Origin of the sequence: Maritimibacter sp. UBA3975 (genome assembly GCF_002384975.1) — a bacterium.
Classification (GTDB): Bacteria; Pseudomonadota; Alphaproteobacteria; order Rhodobacterales; family Rhodobacteraceae; genus Maritimibacter.
This window is the reverse complement of sequence record NZ_DGCP01000012.1, coordinates 315686-332932: the sequence shown is the minus strand read 5'-3', so window position 1 is coordinate 332932 and position 17247 is coordinate 315686. Positions and strand designations below refer to the sequence as shown.

The window sequence follows — 17247 nt, the reverse complement described above, 5'->3', positions numbered from 1 at the left end:
TATGGACGACAAGACATTCAAGAAAGCAGGCACTGAGACGCGGGACGTGGAAGAGGTGACGGCGGTCGTCCTGCGCGAGCCGTCGAGCGCGCTGGTGCCGTTCGAATCCGCAGATGCGCCGCAAAAGGCCGAGATCACCAAGCGGATGGGCGAGATCGACATGGGCAACAGCCAGTCGATCATCGAGTTCGGATCGGGCGCGCAGGCGGAGCTTCAGACGATCAGCCAGGAAATGCTGTCAGGCGTGCGCAACAAGGACGCAGGCCCTGCGGGAGATTCCCTGCGCGATATCGTCACGACGATCCGGGGCTTTTCCGTCTCCGAACTGGACATGCGCCGCAAGCGCACGTTCTGGGAGCGCATCATCGGCAAGGCAGCCCCGGCAGCCAAGTTCGCGGCACGATATGAAACGGTGCAGGACCAGATCGACCGGATCACCGACAACCTGCTCAAGCACGAGCACGTCCTGCTCAAGGACATCAAGTCGCTCGACAAGCTCTATGAGAAGACGCTGGAATTCTACGACGAACTGGCGCTCTACATCGCCGCCGGCGAGGCCAAGATCAAGGAACTGGACGAGACCGTGATCCCGGCCAAGGAAAAGGAAGTCGACGCCGCCCCCGAAGAACAGGGCGTGCTCAAGGCACAGGAATTGCGTGACCTCCGGGCTGCGCGCGACGACCTCGAACGCCGGGTCCACGACCTCAAGCTTACCCGGCAGGTGACGATGCAGTCGCTCCCTTCGATCCGGCTGGTGCAGGAGAACGACAAGAGCCTTGTGACCAAGATCAACTCGACGCTCGTGAACACGGTGCCGCTGTGGGAAACACAGCTGGCGCAGGCCGTGACGATCCAGCGGTCGGCCGAGGCTGCTGCGGCCGTGAAAGAGGCCAACGACCTCACAAACGAGCTGCTCACCTCCAACGCGAAGAACCTGCGCGAGGCCAACAAGGTCATCCGGCAGGAGATGGAGCGGGGCGTGTTCGACATCGAGGCGATCAAGACGGCCAACGCCGACCTTATCGCGACCATCGAGGAAAGCCTCCAGATCGCCGACGAGGGCAAGGCCAAGCGCGCTGCCGCCGAGGAAGAACTGGTCAAGATGGAAGGCGAGCTCAAGGACACGCTCGCCTCGGCCAAGGCCCGTGGCACGTCTTCGGGACACAACATGGGCGAAGCGGTTCCCAATTGACTTTGAAAACGTCCCTCCTCCCCGCCGCGCTGGTCGTGGCGGGGCTTTTGTCCGGCTGCGATGTGCCGGGAAGCGGCGCAGTGGCGACCGCGCCCTCCCCTTTGCCGCGCCCGGAGTCGCAGGGCGTGCCCGAGGCGGACGGGTTGTCGCCCGAGCTTGTTTCCTACTACGGACGCCTGCAACGCGGGCTTCTGGCGCAGGGGCTGTTGCGCACCGACGGGGGCGGGCCGGATGCGCCCTTCACCGCGCGCGACCTGACCCGCAACTTCCTGCGCATCGCGTTCTATGAGGAATATGCAGACCAGGGCGGCACGCTGGTGGCGCGTGAAAGCGCGTCCAAGCTGCACCGCTGGGACAAGCCCGTGCGCCTGACGCTCGAATTCGGTCCGTCGGTCAGCCCGACCAAGCGCACCCGCGATTCGAACGAGCTTGCCGGATTCGCAAGGCGTCTGGCCCGTGTGACCGGCCATCCCGTCTCGGTGTCGCGGGGCGGGAATTTCCACGTTTTCATCCTGTCCGAGAGCGAGCGGCGCGCGCTGGAGCCGCGTTTGCGGCAACTGATGCCCAACATCTCGCGCACCGCGCTGAACACCGTCATCAACCTGCCGCAGTCGACCTATTGCCTCGCCTTCGCGACGGACCCGGAGCAGGACGGCACCTACAATCAGGCCGTCGCGATCATCCGGGCCGAGCACCCTGACCTGCTGCGAGCCTCATGCATTCAGGAGGAAGTGGCCCAGGGGCTTGGGCTGTCCAACGACTACCCGCTCGCCCGTCCGTCGATTTTCAACGACGACGAGGAATTCGGGTTGCTTACCACGCATGACGAATATCTTCTCAAGATGCTCTACGATCCGCGCCTGCGCCCCGGCATGACCGAAGGCGAAGCCCGGCCCATCGTGGAACGGATCGCCGCCGACTTGATGGGCGGCACTTCATAGGGGGACAACTATGGGTATTTTCGATTTCCTGACGGGCGAATTCATCGACGTCATTCACTGGGTCGACGACACGCGCGACACGATGGTCTGGCGGTTCGAGCGCGAGGGCCACGAGATCAAGTACGGGGCGAAGCTCACCGTGCGCGAGGGGCAGTCGGCGGTTTTCGTGCATGAGGGGCAGTTGGCGGACGTGTTCACGCCGGGGCTTTACATGCTCGAAACCAACAACATGCCGATCATGACGACGCTTCAGCACTGGGACCACGGGTTCAAGTCGCCGTTCAAGTCCGAGATCTACTTCGTCAACACGACCCGGTTCACCGACCTCAAGTGGGGCACGAAGAACCCGATCATGTGTCGCGACCCGGAGTTCGGCCCTGTGCGTATCCGCGCTTTCGGCACCTACGCCGTGCGCGTGACCGACCCGGCCAAGTTCCTGCTGGAGATCGTCGGCACCGACGGCGAGTTCACGATGGACGAGGTCAGCTTCCAGATCCGCAACATCATCGTGCAGTCCTTCAGCCGCGTGATCGCCGGTGCGGGCATTCCCGTGCTCGACATGGCCGCGAACACGATGGAGCTGGGCGAGATGGTCGCCAAGGAGATCACCAAGATCGTCGCGGATTACGGCCTCGCGATCCCCGAGTTCTACATCGAGAACATCTCGCTCCCGCCCGCCGTGGAGGAGGCATTGGACAAACGCACGTCGCGCGGGCTTGCCGGCAACCTCGACGAGCACATGAAATGGTCCGCCGCGGAAGCGCTGCAAAAAGGCGGCGCTGCATCCGAAGGGATGGGCGCGGGCATGGGCATGGGTCTTGGAATGGCGATGGCGCAGGGCGCGCAGTCGATGCAGGGCCCGTGGGGCGCTGCCCCGGCACAGGCGGCCGCACAGGCCGCGCCCCCGCCGCCGCCTCCAGCCGAGAAGGTCTGGCACATCGCCACGAACGGCGAAACGCAGGGGCCGTTCAGCCGCGCCACGATGGGACAGAAGGCCGGGACCGGGCAGATCACGCGCGAAACGATGGTCTGGACCGCCGGTCAGGATGGCTGGATGAAGGCCGAGGACGTCGCGGACCTCGCCACGTTGTTCACGGTGATGCCACCTCCGCCCCCGCCGGGCGTCTGAGACGCGCGCAAGCCCCCGTGTCAGCCGTTGTCGAGATGGCTGAGCATGAGGGCGCTGCGGCAACCGTCGGAGGGAAAGACATAACCGTCGTCGCGCGTCGCCGGAAAGGGGCGCGCGGGGGCGATCTGGCTGTCACGGGCCAGTTCGCCATCGACGCAGAGATCCTGCGCGAAGTTTCCGATGTTGAAGCCAAAACCGGGGTCGCCGCAATTCTCGCCAAAACCGTTCATGTTCCACGCCTGCGGCATGTCGGCCATGGGGCCATAGACCACAAAGGCGGATTGCGCCGGCGAGAACGTGAGCGTCCAGGTCGTCTCTTCCGTCAACTGGCCCAAGGCCCAGCGGCCGATGGGCTCGCCGTTCCGGAACCCCTCGATTACGAAGCACTGCACGTCGTTCTCGCGCACCAGCCGGCCCCCGGGACGGTCGCTGTCGAAGGCGATCCCGCCCTGCATGACGTAGCCGCCCGCACCTTCCCAGGTGAAGCTGTAGGCCACGTCCTGACCCTGCGCCGGAGCGGAGAAGGTGGCGGCGAAAGCGATGCAGGCGGTGGCGAAACGCAGGACATGACAGGTCATGCGCCCGACGATAGGGGGCCTGCCGGACGATGCAACCACCCCGCGCGACGGATCGCCGGTTTGCGCGGGACGGGCCGCGTGCTAGGTCTCATGCGAACCTCGCCGATCCACCGTCTTGCGACCCCTGTCGATGCCCCGTTCCGTCTTACATTTACGCCTCGCCCGGAAGGTGCGGCCATGACCCGGGTGGCCCGGTCGCCGGACTGCGCCAACAGCCCAAAAGCCGCGCGGGCCGAGGACATCGCGCTCGCGCTCATGGGCGTGGGTGATCTGGACGCATCGGTTCTGGCCGAGGGGGCCGCGTGGGACAGGTTCGGCGCCGGAATCACCGGGCGCGCGGCGATCACGGCTGCCACGCTCGAGGTGCCCCGGCACGAGTGGATCGAGATTTCCGAGGTCGTCACCCACGGCAAGGCGGGCTCGGTCTCGGGCCGGTTGCAACGGGACGGCGAGGCCCCGCGCATCTTCTGCCACGTCATTCGCTTCACCTCGGCCTCGGCCGCGACCATCGCCCAAATCGTGAGTTTCGATCATGCAGGATGAGACAAATCCCCTCGACGTGACCCGCCCGGAGGAAGAGCACCGCTTCCCCTGTGACCAGTGCGGCTCGGACATGCGCTTCGACGCGCAGGCGGGAGAGCTGAAGTGCGACCACTGCGGCAACACCCGCCCGATCGAGGGGCACGGAGGCACGGTCGCCGCGATCCGTGAATTGGACTTCCGCGCGGCACTGGACGCCAAGCTCCCCGAGGCGGAGATCGAGGACACGCGCGTCGCCTCCTGCCCCAACTGCGGGGCGCAGGTGGAATTCGACGCGAACACCCATGCCAGGGAATGTCCGTTCTGCGCCACGCCCGTCGTCACCGACACCGGCACGCACCGGCATATCAAACCCAAGGGGCTCCTGCCTTTCGCCGTCGAGGAACGCGACGCCCATGCTGCCATGAACAAATGGCTCGGTCGCCTCTGGTTCGCGCCCAACGGGCTCAAGCAATACGCGCGCAAAGGGCGGCGCATGTCGGGAATTTATGTGCCCTACTGGACCTTCGATGCCGACACCAACTCACGCTACACCGGCGAACACGGGACCGTTTACTATGTGACCAAGACGGTCACGCGCAACGGCAAGCAGGAGCAGGTGCGCGAGCAGCGGGTGCGCTGGCGTCCCGCCTCGGGCCGGGTCGCGCGGTTCTTCGATGACGTGCTGGTGCTGGCCTCCCGCTCGCTGCCCAAGAGCTTCACCGACAACCTCGCCCCCTGGGACCTGTCGGGGCTGGAACCTTACCGTCCCGAATACCTCGCAGGCTACCGGGCCGAGGGCTATACCGTCGAGTTGCCCGAAGGCTATGACGAGGCGCGGGACTATATGGACCGGGTGATCCTGCGCGACGTGAAGTTCGACATCGGCGGCGACCGGCAGCGCGTTCATTCGGTCGACACGTCCGTGGCAGACGTGACCTTCAAGCATATCCTGCTGCCGGTATGGCTCGCCGCTTACAAGTATCGCGGCAAGACCTATCGCTTCGTGGTGAACGGACGCTCCGGCAAGGTGCAGGGGGAACGGCCGTGGTCGTGGCTGAAGATCACGCTCGCGGTGCTCGCGGGCCTCATCCTCGCCGGAATCATCGGTTTCATCGCGAGCCAGTCGCAATAACACCCGCCGGACAAGAGGCCCCATGACGCAATTCGACACGCTCACCGACATTCTGACCGCACGCCATTCCTGCCGCGCCTTCCGGCCCGACCCGGTGCCGCGCGCGGATGTGGAGGCGGTGCTGCGCGCGGCACAGCGCGTGCCGAGTTGGTGCAACGCGCAGCCGTGGCAGGTGGGGATCACGTCGCCTGAGCGCACCGATGCGCTGCGCACCGCGCTTCAGGACGCCTTCGCGGCCGGAGCATCCCCGGACATTCCGTTTCCCGAGGGCTATACCGGCCATCACCGCAACCGGCGCCGCGCCTGCGGCTGGCAGCTTTACGAAGCCGTGGGCGTCGAGAAGGGCGACCGTGAGGGGTCGGCCCGCGAGATGATGAAGAACTACGACTTCTTCGGCGCGCCGCATGTCGCCATGATCTCGTCCGGGCGCGAGTTGGGCACCTATGGCGCCATCGACTGCGGCGGGTTCGTCACCGCCTTCACGCTCGCCGCGCAAGCGCGCGGGATCGCGACGGTGGCACAGGCCGCGCCTGCCGCCTTCTCGCCGGCGCTCCACGACTTCTTCGGGCTGGGCGAGGACCGGCTGGCGCTCTGTATGATCTCGTTCGGGTATTCGGACACCGACCACCCCGCCAACAGCTTCCGCACCGCCCGCGCGCCGCTCGACGAATGGGTCGACTGGCAGGAGTGATTGCGCGACCCTCGCCGGTCCGCTAGGGATGATACCGCTAACATCGGAGCGACCAAGATGATCCTGTGCTGCGGCGAGGCCCTGATCGACATGCTGCCGCGCGAGAGTGCGGCGGGCGAGCCGGCCTTTGCCCCCTACCCCGGTGGCGCGGTGTTCAACACCGCCATCGCCTTGGGGCGTCTCGGCGTGGAGACGGGGCTTTTTACTGGGCTGTCTACGGACCTGTTCGGCCAGATGCTCGCCGCCTCGCTCGCCGCGTCCAACGTGGATGCAACGCGGGCGGCGCGATCAGACCGGCCCACCACGCTGGCCTTCGTCACGCTGGCGGGCGGTCAGGCGTCCTATGCCTTCTACGACGAGAACACGGCGGGGCGGATGCTCTCCGATGCTGACCTGCCGGGAATGCCGGAAGAGGCCGAGGCGCTGTTCTTCGGCGGCATCTCCCTCGTGGTGGAGCCCTGCGGTGCTGCCTATGAGGCGCTGGCGCTGCGTGAGGCGGGGCGGCGGGTCGTCATGATCGACCCCAACATACGCCCCGGCTTCATCACCGACGAGGTGCGCTACCGCGACCGGATCGGCCGGATGCTGGCCGCCGCCGACATCGTCAAGATCTCGGACGAAGATCTCGACTGGCTCGGGCTTGGAATCGAGGAAATCCTCGCGGGCGGCACCGCGCTCGTCTGCCTGACCGAGGGCGCCAAAGGTGTCACAGCTCACTGGTCGGGCGGGTCTTGCCGCGCCGGGGCGCAGCGGGTCGCGGTCGTGGACACGGTCGGCGCGGGCGACACATTCAACGCCGGCCTGCTCGCCGGTCTCGCCCGGGATGGTCTGCTCAACCGCGCCGCGCTCGATGCACTGGACGCGGAGACGATCGCCCCGGCGCTCGCCCTTGGCAACGCCGCCGCCGCCGTCACGGTGTCGCGCGCCGGGGCCAATCCTCCGTGGGAGCATGAGCTGTGAGGGCGTTGATCCAGCGGGTGAGCGAGGCAGCCGTGCGGGTGGATGGCGAGGTTCTGGGCGAGATCGGCCCCGGCCTGCTCATCCTCGTTTGCGCGATGGACGGCGATGGCGAGGCCAATGCCGACACGCTCGCCGCCAAGGTCGCGAAACTGCGCATCTTCAAGGACGATGCGGGGAAGATGAACCGCTCGCTTCTCGACACCGGTGGGGGCGCCCTCGTCGTAAGCCAGTTCACGCTGGCCGCCGATACGTCGCGCGGGAACCGCCCCGGCTTCTCCACCGCAGCCCGGCCCGAGGAAGGCGAGCGGCTCTACGAATACTTCGCAGACCAACTCCGCGCGCAGGGGATCGAGGTGGCGCAGGGGCGCTTCGGGGCGGACATGAAGGTCTCGCTCCTCAACGACGGGCCGGTCACGATCTGGATGGAGTTCTGACCGCGCCCTGCCGCGGCACCCCGCCAAGCTCTGAAATCGCGTAACCGCCCGGATAGCTGGGCCGTTTGCGCGCCGTGATGAGGCGCGGCGTCTTGCGGCGCGGCAGCCGCGCGAGCACCCATTTTCGCAGCGTCATCGCCCGTTTCACCAATCTTTGCGTACCCGGCGGCGGCGGCTCGAATCCCATGGCGAGCAGCAGCGGCGTGTCCATCAGCGACAGCGCGACGGGACGCCCGAGACCGAAGAGCGGGCGCGGCAGGTAGAAACCGAGGAGCAGGTCGAGGGAGGCCACGGCAATGCGCTTGTTACTCGCCGCGAACCGGAAATGCGCGTCCTCGTAGGCGCGGTTGAGCCGGTCGAAAGCCTCAAAGCTCTCCGGAATCCCGGCAATCCCCATACGGGCCCCGAGGTGGCGGTAGTAATTCGTCCAGGCCCGCGTCTCATCATCCGTGAACGGACGTTTGGCGTAACGCCCGCACCACCGCACCGGCTCACACACGAAGGTGGAGAGCACATAAAGCATGTCGTCGTTCGAGATGCGGAACCGCCCGTGGATCGCATTTATCCGCGCCACCGCCTCGGCCCCGCGTGGCGAGTCGATGCCGTGCTCCATCGGCTCGGACAGGAGCAGCTCGGTGTCGTCGTAGCGCCGGCGCGGCTCGGCCTCGAATTTTCCGGTCCGTGCGAGCAGGCCCGAGATGGACGGCACGGCATAGGTGCGAAACAGCGCGAACTCCAGCGCGCGCTCGATATCCCAGCCGAATTCGATCGCGCCGAGCCAACGTGCGATGGCTTCGTATTCCATGTCCGGATCGCGCCCGAGGCCGCTCGTTTCGGTGATCGGTTCGCCCTGATCCATGTTCTCGCCCGTCTGTTCGCAGGCAGTATCGCGGCTCATACCTTCGTCAGCAAGGGCTGCACGGCACGCGGCATGACCCCACGTCAATATCCGAGACAAATGACGCCCGCACAGCGCTGTGGTATGGGAGCAGGGGTATCGGTTGTTGCCGGAATTACGGCAGAATTCTAAAGAGGTTTCATGGAAAGCGGTTTTGCGCCTCCGCGTTCGGAGGGACTATTTTCGGTCATCGAGAATCACGGCGACTCCTTGTCCAACATCGCGCGTGTTCACCTCAACCGGGGCGACATGCTCATGGCGCAGGGGTCCGCATCCGAGGCGCTCTATCTTATCGAAACAGGCCGGTTGAAGGTCCGGCGCGACGGCGTCGAACTCGCCGAAATCGGGGCCGGATCGCCCGTTGGCGAAATTTCGTTCTTTACCGGCGAACCGCGCACCGCCGACGTGATCGCCGCACGCGACACGGTGGCGCTCCGGATCACGCAGGACGAATACGTTGCGATGTGCGCGCGCCATACGGGGCTTCAGCCCGCCATCGCCAGATTCCTCGCCACCCGCCTCGCGGCCACCAGCGCGCGGGTTCGGGCCGAAGCGGTGCCGCCGCTTGCGCGCACCATCGCGGTGCTGCCCGCCGGAGACGCGCCTTTGCCGAATGGCTTCGTCGAGGCCATGATCGCGCAATCGGAGGGGCTTAAGGTCAGCCTGAGCGACGCGCGAACCGCCATTGGCGACGACCTCGACGACCCGGCCGCGACCGCTTGGTTCAACAACCTCGAACAGGACGGACGGCTCGTCATGTTCGTCGTCGCACCGGGGGAGGACGACTGGGGCCTGCGCGTCCTGCGGCAGGCGGATCAGGTGCTGACCGTGGCGAAGGCCGGGCCGGTGCCACCGCTCTCTGCGCTGGAACGGGCCGCCGCCGACGTGGTGGAGGAGTCGCACCGGCGGCTGGTGATCGTGCATCCCGAGCACCGCGACTGGGTGAGCGGGACGACCGACTGGCTCGACAGCCGCCCGGTGTTCATGCACCACCACGTCGCGGCGGGGCGGACCGAGGATATCGCCCGGCTCGCCCGGTTCCTGTCGGGGACCGCGCGGGGATTGGTCGCGGCGGGCGGCGGGGCGTTGGGCCCGCTCCATACCGGCACCTACGAGGCCTTCCGCCAGCGTGACATGCAATTCGACATCTATGGTGGCACCAGCGTTGGCGCAGCCATGTGCGCGGCCTTCGCGATGGGGTTGACCGGGGATGAAATCGACCGGCGCACGGGCGAGATCTTCGTGGCGGGTCGGGCATTGTCGACGCTGACGGTGCCGCGCTACAGCCTGCTCGACCATACCGTTTTCGACCACCACCTGCGCAAGCACTACACCGACGGGCTGATCGAGGACCTGTGGTATCCCTATTTCGCAGTCTCCACGGACCTGTCTGACAACTCGCAAAAGGTGATCCGGCGCGGGTCCGTGTGGCGGTCGATCCGCGCGTCCGCCGCCATTCCGGGGGCGCTGCCGCCGTTCTTTGACGGCACAGGATCGATGCTTGCCGATGGCGGGGCGATGGACAATCTGCCTTTCCGCACGATGCATGAGCTCAAGAACGGACCGAACCTGCTCATCAGCTTTGCGCGCGAAGGGCGGCAACCGTTCGACGTGGCCTATGACAAGATTCCGGGCCGTCGCCCGCTCCTGCGTCGCCTGTTCTTTCCGTTTGGCAAAAGACCGCCCCGCGTGCCGGGGATCGTCCCCGTCGCCATGCGCACGCTTCTGGCCCGGCAGGCCGCACAGCCGCTCGACATCCGGGCCGAGGATTGGCTCCATCGGCCCACGGTGCCCAAGGGGACCGGGTTCATGGACTGGAAAAAACACCACGAATTGTATGAAGGCGCACGCGACGAGATGGGCGCGATCCTTGATGACGGAACGACGGTGCCCGCGGCTTTCGCCGCCGCGCTGGCTGAGGGCTGACGCTCAGTCGAGGAAGGTCCAACTGTCGGCCCCGTCGAAACGCCGGATACGGATGCCTTCGATGTCCGCGGGATTGTCCGCGAGCCGCAAGTTGAAGGCGCGGTTGCCATCGGTCAGGCCTTGCCAATGCGTGAGGCACCCACAAGTCGGGCAATGATGGAAAGCGAGCGATTTTTCTCCGCGCGCATAGCCGATGGTCGTCCCCTCGCCTTGCAGAAATCGCGCCTCGGCTGGCGGAGAATAGCCCCAGAGGGGCGAATACCTTCTACAAGCCGAACAATTACAGTCGTTCAGCTTTTCCGGCCGCGCGATCTCGAACCGGACCGCGCCACACAGGCAGGTGCAGGAAATGATGTCGGACATGGCGGCCTCCGGGTGTTGACCCGGAGGCTACCATGAACCGCGTCAGCCATCCACGCGGATGCGCGCGTTGGTCGGGTCGTGGGGGCTGTCCTCGACCACTTCGCAGTCCCACAGCCCGGTCTGCATCCGGACCTTGAGCTTCGTGCCCACCTCGGCGAATTCGGGGGTAACATAGCCCATGCCGATGGACTTGCCGAAGACGACCGAATAGCCGCCCGAGGTCAGGCGCCCGACGCGGGTCTCGCCGTCATAAAGCGCCTCGCGCCCCCAGGGATCGGCATCCTCCGGCCCGTCGATCAGGAGCGTCACGCATTTGACGCGGATGCCGGTGTCCTCCATCGCGCCTTTGCCGTGGAAGTCCTTGTCCAGGTCCACGAAACGGTCCAGCCCTGCTTCGAGCGGGGTCGCGTCCCGGCCCAGTTCGGTTCCGAAGGCGCGGTAGCTCTTCTCCTGCCGGAGCCAGTTCTGCGCACGCACGCCGGCCAGTTTCATGCCGTGTTTCTCACCCGCCTCCATCAGCCGGTCCCACAGGTAGTTCTGCATCTCGATCGGGTGGTGCAGCTCCCAGCCAAGCTCGCCGGTATAGGCCACGCGGATCGCCATGACCGGGCACATCTTGAGCTCGATGTTGCGCATGGACAGCCACGGGAACCGTTTGTTGGACAGCGCCGTTTCCGGGTCGGCGTCCACGATCAGCTCCTTGAGGATGTCGCGGGCATTCGGGCCGGCCAGCGCAAAGACGCCGTAGCGGGTGGTCACGTCCTCGACGTTGATCCGGCCGAATTCGTCCTCCTTGTCCTCGACAGCCTTCAGCAGAAAATCCTCGTCATAGGCATGCAGGCCGCCCGCGGAGACGAGGTAGTAGCTGTCCTCGCCCTCCCGCACGATCGTGTATTCCGTGCGCGTCGTGCCCGCATCCGTCAGCGCGTAAGTCAGGTTGATGCGGCCCACCTTGGGCAGCTTGTTGGTGGTGAACCAGTCGAGGAAGGCGGTCGCGCCCGGCCCCGACACGCGGTGCTTGGCAAAGGCCGAGGCGTCGATCAGCCCGGCGGTATCGCGGATCGCCTGCGCTTCGGCCTTGGCGTATTCCCACCAGCCGCCACGGCGGAACGAGCGCGCGTCGTGATCGAAGCTCTCGGGCGCGTCGAGCGGGCCGTAGTAGTTCGGGCGCTCGAAGCCGTTCACGACGCCGAACTGCGCGCCCAGCGCCTTTTGCCGGTCATATGCGGGCGCGGTGCGCAGCGGACGGCAGGCGGGGCGCTCTTCGTCCGGGTGGTGCAGGACATAGACGTGGTCGTAAGCCTCTTCGTTCTTGCGCGCGCCGTATTCGGTTGTCATCCAGTCCTGCCCGAACCGCTTGGGATCGAGGCTAGCCATGTCAATCTCGGCCTCGCCCTCGACCATCATCTGCGCGAGGTAGTAGCCGGTGCCGCCCGCCGCCGTGATCCCGAAGGAAAAGCCCTCGGCCAGCCACATGTTGCGCAGGCCCGGCGCGGGACCGACGAGCGGATTGCCGTCGGGCGTGTAGCAGATGGGGCCGTTGTAGTCGTCTTTCAGACCCACGGTTTCCGAGGATGGAATCCGGTGGATCATCGACATGTACTCCTCCTCGATCCGGTCGAGGTCGAGCGGGAACAGGTCGGCGCGGAAGCTGTCGGGCACGCCATGCTCGAAGCGGGCCGGTGCGCCCTCTTCGTAGGGGCCGAGGATCCAGCCGCCGCGTTCCTCGCGCACATACCACTTGGCGTCGGCATCGCGCAGAACCGGGTGCTGTTCGTGCGACTTGCGGTATTCGACGAGCGCCGGGTCCGGTTCGGTCACGATGAACTGGTGCTCGACCGGGATCGCGGGCATCTTGATGCCGAGCAGTTTCGCCGTGCGCTGCGCGTGGTTGCCGGTGGCGGTGACGACATGCTCGGCGTGAATCTCGAATTCTTCTTCGGTGCCGATCAGGTTGCCGCCCTTCTCGCCCATGATGCGGCCCTTGACGATCCAGTGCTCGCCCGCCCATTCATAGCTGTCCACCTGCCGCTTGCGCAGGATCTCGACGCCCCGCTGACGCGCGCCCTTGGCCATCGCCATCGTCACGTCGGCCGGGTTGATGTAGCCGTCGGTCGGGTGGAAGATCGCGCCCTTGAGGTCGTCGGTATGGACCAGCGGCCAGCGTTCCTTGATCTCGGCGGGCGTCATCCATTCGTAGGGCACGCCAACAGTCTCGGCGGTCGAGGCGTAGAGCGCGTATTCGTCCATCCGCTCCTGCGTCTGGGCCATGCGCAGGTTGCCCACGACGAAGAACCCGGCGTCGAGCCCGGTCTCTTCTTCCAGTGTCTTGTAGTATCTCACCGAGTAGTCGTGGATGTGGCTCGTCGCGTAGCTCATGTTGAACAACGGCAGCAGACCCGCCGCGTGCCAGGTCGAGCCGGAGGTCAGCTCGTCGCGCTCCAGAAGCGTCACGTCCGTCCAGCCCGCCTTCGCCAGGTGGTAGGCAATCGAGGTGCCGACCGCACCGCCCCCGACAATCAGCGCTTTCACATGTTTCGCCATACCGCGACTCCTCGATTCATCCGCGCTCACCATGGCGAATTCAGAGAAACGCGGGCAATTTGCCCCGACGCTTCGCGGTGCGAAAACGACCTAGCGGGCGTGACGGGCAAGGAAGCGGTCGACGGGAAGGATCGGGCGCAGGATGCCGGCCAGTTCGTCGAGCGTTTCGTCCTCGGGATCGAAGAGCGCGAAACAGACGAAATCCTCGATGATCGCGGCCTGTTGCTCATACCCGTAGGACAGGAATTCACGGCCCTCTTCAGAGACCCAGAAATAGGGGTCTTTGGACTGTACGCTCTCGCCCGCCGAGACGAGGGGGGAATAGTTCGTCCGGGCACGGTTCTGCCATTGCCAGACATGCACGAGTTCATGGGTCATCAGGAGTGAATGGGGATAGAGCGCGCTTTCGGGCAGGCCTTTGTAGGCGTCCTCGGGATACCAGCGGTAGGAGAAGTAGATGTTGTCGTCGAGCACGAAGGCCGCCGGCCAGTCCCAGTAACGGCGCGGGCTGGGCTTGCGCACACACAAATCCTCGGGCGCCTTGCGCACGGCCGGAGCGGGCGGCGGCGCTTCGTCCGGCTCCCTGAGCGCCGGATAGTCGCGGGGAAGCGGCGTGAGCCCTGCCCCCGCGAGCACTTCGATCCCCTCAATCTCGATGGTGTCGCCGAACAGGTCCTTGGCGAAGACCGTTTCGTTCTGCGTGAGAGGCCGCGCGCAGGCAGAAGTCAGCGCAAGGGCTGCGAGAACGAAGACATGGGACAGGCGCACGCGGAACCTCGATTGCTGCTCGTCCGGCGAAGGTAGACGATTCCCCGCCGGATGAAAGCCCACAAGCCCGTCAGACCGGGGCGCTGCGCGGGTCGATCAGTTTCGCCATGACGCTTGCCGATGAAACGCGACCGATTGGGGCGCCATTCTCGACCACGGAAAGCGGCCCCCCCTGCCCCAGCCGCTCCATGACCTCCTGCACCTTGGTCCCGGCGTCGATCTCGCCCTCGCCGCTGCCGGGCTCCATCACATCGCGGGCGGTGAGCACGCCGAGCGGGTTCATCTGGGCGACGAAATCGGCGACGTAGTCGTTGGCGGGGGCGGTGAAGATCTCACGCGGGGTTCCGCACTGGACGATCCGCCCGCCCTCCATGATCGCGATGCGGTCGCCGATCTTGAATGCTTCGTCGAGGTCGTGGCTCACGAAGATGATCGTGCATTTGAACCGGGCTTGCAGATCGAGAAGCTCGTCCTGAAGCCGGGTGCGGATCAGCGGGTCGAGCGCGGAATAGGGCTCATCCATCAACAAGATCGGCGCGCCGGTGCAGAACGCGCGCGCCAGCCCCACGCGCTGCTGCATGCCGCCCGACAATTCGCCCACCATCCGGTCGGCCCAATCGGTCAGCCCGACGATTTCAAGCTGCTCGTCTACCTTGGCGGTGCGGTCCGCCTTGGACTGACCGCCCAGTTCCAACCCGAGACCCACGTTGTCGCGCACTGTGCGCCACGGCAGCAGGCCGAACTGCTGAAACACCATCGACACCTTGTTGAGCCGGATGTGGCGCAGGGTCGCAGAATCCGCGTTGGTGACGTCGACCATCTGCTCACCGTCGGACACCCGCACCGATCCGCGCACGACCGGGTTCAGCCCGTTCACGGCGCGCAGGAGCGTGGATTTTCCAGAGCCGGACAGGCCCATCAGGACGAGGATTTCCCCTTCGGCCACGTTGAGCGCGCAATCATGAACACCCAGAACCTGCCCGGTCGCCTCCTGCACCTCGCTCCGTTCCTGCCCCTTGTCCATCAGCGGCAGCGCGTCCAGGGGATCGTCGCCGAAGACGATCGAGACATTGTCGAATTCTACAGCGTTGCTCATTTGCGTTCGATCCTCAGCATGCGGTCCAGGATGATGGCGACGACGACGATGACGAAGCCGGATTCGAAACCAAGGGCCGTGTTGACTTGGTTGAGAGCACGCACCACCGGCACGCCCAGCCCGTCAGCGCCCACGAGCGCCGCGATGACCACCATGGACAGCGAGAGCATGATCGTCTGGTTGAGGCCCGCCATGATCTGCGGCAGCGCATAGGGCAGCTCGACTTTCCACAGGAGCTGCCGCCCGGTCGCGCCAAAAGCCTGCCCCGCCTCTTTCAGCGCCATCGGTGTCGAGGATATGCCCAGATGCGTCAGCCGGATTGGCGCAGGCAGAACGAAGATGACGGTGGCCAGCAGGCCCGGCACCATGCCGATTCCGAAAAAGACGATGGCCGGGATGAGATAGACGAAGGTCGGCAGCGTCTGCATCAGGTCGAGCACCGGACGGATCGTGGCATACAGTCTGGGGCGGTGCGCCGTCGCGATCCCGATGGGAACTCCGATGGCCATGCACACGATACAGGCCGACAGGACGAGCGTGAGGCTCTCGGTCGTTTCCTCCCAGTATCCCTGGTTCAGGATGAACAGGAACCCGAGCACGACAAAGAGGACAATCTTCCAGTTCTTCTGGAGGAACCATGTCAGGATGCCGAAGACGGCCACGATGATCAGCGGGTGCGGCGTCTGAAGCACCCAGAGGAAGGCCTCGATCATCACCTCGCCCATCAGCGAGATCCAGTCGAAGACCGGGCCGCCCACGTCCTGCAACCAGTCGAAAACGTCGCGCGCGACCTTTCCGACCGGGATTTTCATGTCTTCGAGCCAGTCCATGTGTCCCCTATCTGGCCACGTCCGCAGCCGTACCGATCCAAGTGTATTCGTAAATCGCCCGGCGTTGCCCCGCGGCGTCTATCTCGTGGGCGGCCAGAAGCACGCCCAGGTCGGGAGCATATTCCAGCTCCCGCGTCGTAATTTCGCCGCCCGGCCGCGCGGTCATTTCGCGCACGGTCCAGACCTCGTAACTGCAATCGAGGATTTCGCGCGTCCGGGTGCCCAGATGATTGAACAACAGGCGCGCGGACGTCTCTTCCCCGGCCTCGTCCCGTTCGATCAGGTCGAAGGTCAGATCCCCCGCTTCGTCGAGGCGGTCGAGCGTTGTGACCGCCGGGTCGTACGCCCTCAGGCGCAGGGCGCCCGCGTCGTTGATCGCTTCCGGTGCGAGAGCGTGGGCATAAGCCAGAGTCATGGCCGAGGCGTTTTCGTCGGCATCACGCATGAGGCGGACCTCGAATAGCCCGGCCCCCCGTATCTCGATATCGCTGCGCAGAAAGCTGGGTTCGTTCTGGACGAGGATGACGCCTTCGGTCAGGTCCGCCCGTGTCGGACAGGTCGCGAGCGCAGGGCTGGCCACGAGGCAGGCAAGGAGCGCGAGCTTCATGGGATCAACTCGTCCATGGTGCCCTCCAGAATACGGTCATACGCCACAACACCAAGCGTACCCCCCGCCGGGTCGATCTGTTCCGTGCGTATCACGATGCCCAGATCGGGCGCGTAGTCCCACAAGAACAGGATCGGCTCCATCCCTTCGATCTCGGATTCGTTGCGCAGAACCCAGGTGTCATAGGCGCACTCGCCGATCTGAACCCGGCCTTCGCCTTCGTAATACAGGTGGTATTCTCCGGATGAATAGCGGGCGCCGTCGACAATCAGGCGAAACGTCGTGGCGAAATCACCGGTTTCGTTGACGTCGAGTGCCCTGTCCATGTCGTCGAGGTATTCGAAAGCAACCGTGCCGTTTTCGCTGTCCTGAGCGCGCACGGCGAGCGCGTTTTCGTAGGTCGAGGACCGGCGCACTTCAGTCCCGCCGCGCGACATCCGGCGGGTCTCGGTGAGCACCCCGTCGTCGTGGAGATAGGACACGCCGAAGAACGGGTCGTCGCGCACGAGCGTCACGCCCGAGTCGAGCTGTGCCCGGACCGGGCAGTCGGCCAGCGCGGGGCCGGCGAACAGGAATGCGAGTGCGATCAGCCGCATGGAGAAAAGGCGGCGGAATGTCCTCCGCCGCCTGTCCGGG

18 protein-coding genes are annotated in these 17247 nt (G+C 65.6%); 9 read left to right on the top strand and 9 right to left on the bottom strand.

What is annotated here, in order from left to right; all coding sequences use genetic code 11:
* The first annotated feature begins 1 nt into the window (after nucleotide 1).
* From B2585_RS15485 to B2585_RS15475, 3 genes are read left to right on the top strand one after another with little or no spacing between them, the layout of a single operon-like run.
* The gene (locus B2585_RS15485) at nucleotides 2–1192 is read left to right on the top strand and encodes a toxic anion resistance protein (protein WP_292024845.1); all 1191 of its coding nucleotides are present in this window, start codon (nucleotides 2–4) and stop codon (nucleotides 1190–1192) included.
* A 2-nt stretch (nucleotides 1193–1194) separates the two neighbouring features.
* Nucleotides 1195–2133: a DUF2927 domain-containing protein gene (locus tag B2585_RS15480; protein ID WP_292024844.1), complete on the top strand. Its 939-nt coding sequence runs from the start codon at nucleotides 1195–1197 to the stop codon at nucleotides 2131–2133.
* Nucleotides 2134–2143: 10 nt separating this feature from the next.
* On the top strand, nucleotides 2144–3262 hold the full coding sequence (locus tag B2585_RS15475) for an SPFH domain-containing protein (protein WP_292024843.1): 1119 nt from the start codon (nucleotides 2144–2146) through the stop codon (nucleotides 3260–3262).
* 20 nt (nucleotides 3263–3282) lie between these two features.
* Here B2585_RS15475 and B2585_RS15470 read toward each other — a convergent pair whose 3' ends face one another.
* Nucleotides 3283–3840: a hypothetical protein gene (locus B2585_RS15470; RefSeq protein WP_292024842.1), complete on the bottom strand. Its 558-nt coding sequence runs from the start codon at nucleotides 3838–3840 to the stop codon at nucleotides 3283–3285.
* Nucleotides 3841–4017: 177 nt separating this feature from the next.
* On the opposite strand from B2585_RS15470, the gene B2585_RS15465 reads away from it, so the two are divergent.
* Genes B2585_RS15465 through dtd form a run of 5 tightly spaced genes read left to right on the top strand, consistent with a single transcriptional unit; the run spans nucleotide 4018 to nucleotide 7579 of the window.
* Nucleotides 4018–4383 carry a hypothetical protein gene (locus B2585_RS15465; RefSeq protein ID WP_292024841.1) on the top strand — a complete coding sequence of 122 codons (366 nt, stop codon included), beginning with the start codon at nucleotides 4018–4020 and terminating at the stop codon, nucleotides 4381–4383.
* Nucleotides 4373–5494 carry a primosomal protein N' (replication factor Y) - superfamily II helicase gene (locus B2585_RS15460; RefSeq protein ID WP_292024840.1) on the top strand — a complete coding sequence of 374 codons (1122 nt, stop codon included), beginning with the start codon at nucleotides 4373–4375 and terminating at the stop codon, nucleotides 5492–5494. Before B2585_RS15465 ends, B2585_RS15460 begins: the two co-directional genes overlap by 11 nt.
* Before the next feature lie 22 nt (nucleotides 5495–5516).
* On the top strand, nucleotides 5517–6185 hold the full coding sequence (locus tag B2585_RS15455; RefSeq protein ID WP_292024839.1) for a nitroreductase: 669 nt from the start codon (nucleotides 5517–5519) through the stop codon (nucleotides 6183–6185).
* Nucleotides 6186–6242: 57 nt separating this feature from the next.
* Complete coding sequence (locus B2585_RS15450) at nucleotides 6243–7145, top strand: carbohydrate kinase family protein (protein WP_292024838.1); 903 nt, start codon at nucleotides 6243–6245, stop codon at nucleotides 7143–7145.
* On the top strand, nucleotides 7142–7579 hold the full coding sequence (dtd, locus tag B2585_RS15445) for a D-aminoacyl-tRNA deacylase (RefSeq protein WP_292024837.1): 438 nt from the start codon (nucleotides 7142–7144) through the stop codon (nucleotides 7577–7579). Before B2585_RS15450 ends, dtd begins: the two co-directional genes overlap by 4 nt.
* On the opposite strand, the gene B2585_RS15440 is transcribed toward dtd, so the two are convergent.
* Nucleotides 7557–8477, bottom strand: coding sequence for an oxygenase MpaB family protein (locus B2585_RS15440; RefSeq protein ID WP_292024836.1), 921 nt, complete (start codon nucleotides 8475–8477; stop codon nucleotides 7557–7559). The genes dtd and B2585_RS15440 overlap by 23 nt on opposite strands.
* A gap of 141 nt (nucleotides 8478–8618) precedes the next feature.
* On the opposite strand from B2585_RS15440, the gene B2585_RS15435 reads away from it, so the two are divergent.
* On the top strand, nucleotides 8619–10403 hold the full coding sequence (locus tag B2585_RS15435) for a patatin-like phospholipase family protein (RefSeq protein WP_292024835.1): 1785 nt from the start codon (nucleotides 8619–8621) through the stop codon (nucleotides 10401–10403).
* Between the two features lie 3 nt (nucleotides 10404–10406).
* On the opposite strand, the gene B2585_RS15430 is transcribed toward B2585_RS15435, so the two are convergent.
* The 7 genes from B2585_RS15430 to B2585_RS15400 form a co-directional block, all read right to left on the bottom strand.
* The gene (locus tag B2585_RS15430) at nucleotides 10407–10766 is read right to left on the bottom strand and encodes a GFA family protein (RefSeq protein ID WP_292024834.1); all 360 of its coding nucleotides are present in this window, start codon (nucleotides 10764–10766) and stop codon (nucleotides 10407–10409) included.
* Between the two features lie 42 nt (nucleotides 10767–10808).
* Entirely contained in the window at nucleotides 10809–13310 is a 2502-nt protein-coding gene (locus B2585_RS15425; protein WP_292024833.1) for a GcvT family protein, read from the bottom strand.
* Nucleotides 13311–13400: 90 nt separating this feature from the next.
* The gene (locus B2585_RS15420) at nucleotides 13401–14078 is read right to left on the bottom strand and encodes a hypothetical protein (protein WP_292024832.1); all 678 of its coding nucleotides are present in this window, start codon (nucleotides 14076–14078) and stop codon (nucleotides 13401–13403) included.
* 70 nt (nucleotides 14079–14148) lie between these two features.
* A complete protein-coding gene (choV, locus tag B2585_RS15415) occupies nucleotides 14149–15174 on the bottom strand; it encodes a choline ABC transporter ATP-binding protein (RefSeq protein WP_292024831.1) in 1026 nt (341 codons plus the stop codon).
* Nucleotides 15171–16004: a choline ABC transporter permease subunit gene (choW, locus tag B2585_RS15410; RefSeq protein WP_292024830.1), complete on the bottom strand. Its 834-nt coding sequence runs from the start codon at nucleotides 16002–16004 to the stop codon at nucleotides 15171–15173. The genes choV and choW overlap by 4 nt, the downstream gene beginning before the upstream one ends.
* 7 nt (nucleotides 16005–16011) lie before the next feature.
* Nucleotides 16012–16611, bottom strand: a complete 600-nt coding sequence (locus B2585_RS15405) for a hypothetical protein (RefSeq protein ID WP_292024829.1) — start codon at nucleotides 16609–16611, stop codon at nucleotides 16012–16014.
* Nucleotides 16608–17207 carry a hypothetical protein gene (locus B2585_RS15400; protein ID WP_292024828.1) on the bottom strand — a complete coding sequence of 200 codons (600 nt, stop codon included), beginning with the start codon at nucleotides 17205–17207 and terminating at the stop codon, nucleotides 16608–16610. Before B2585_RS15400 ends, B2585_RS15405 begins: the two co-directional genes overlap by 4 nt.
* Nucleotides 17208–17247: the final 40 nt, after the last annotated feature.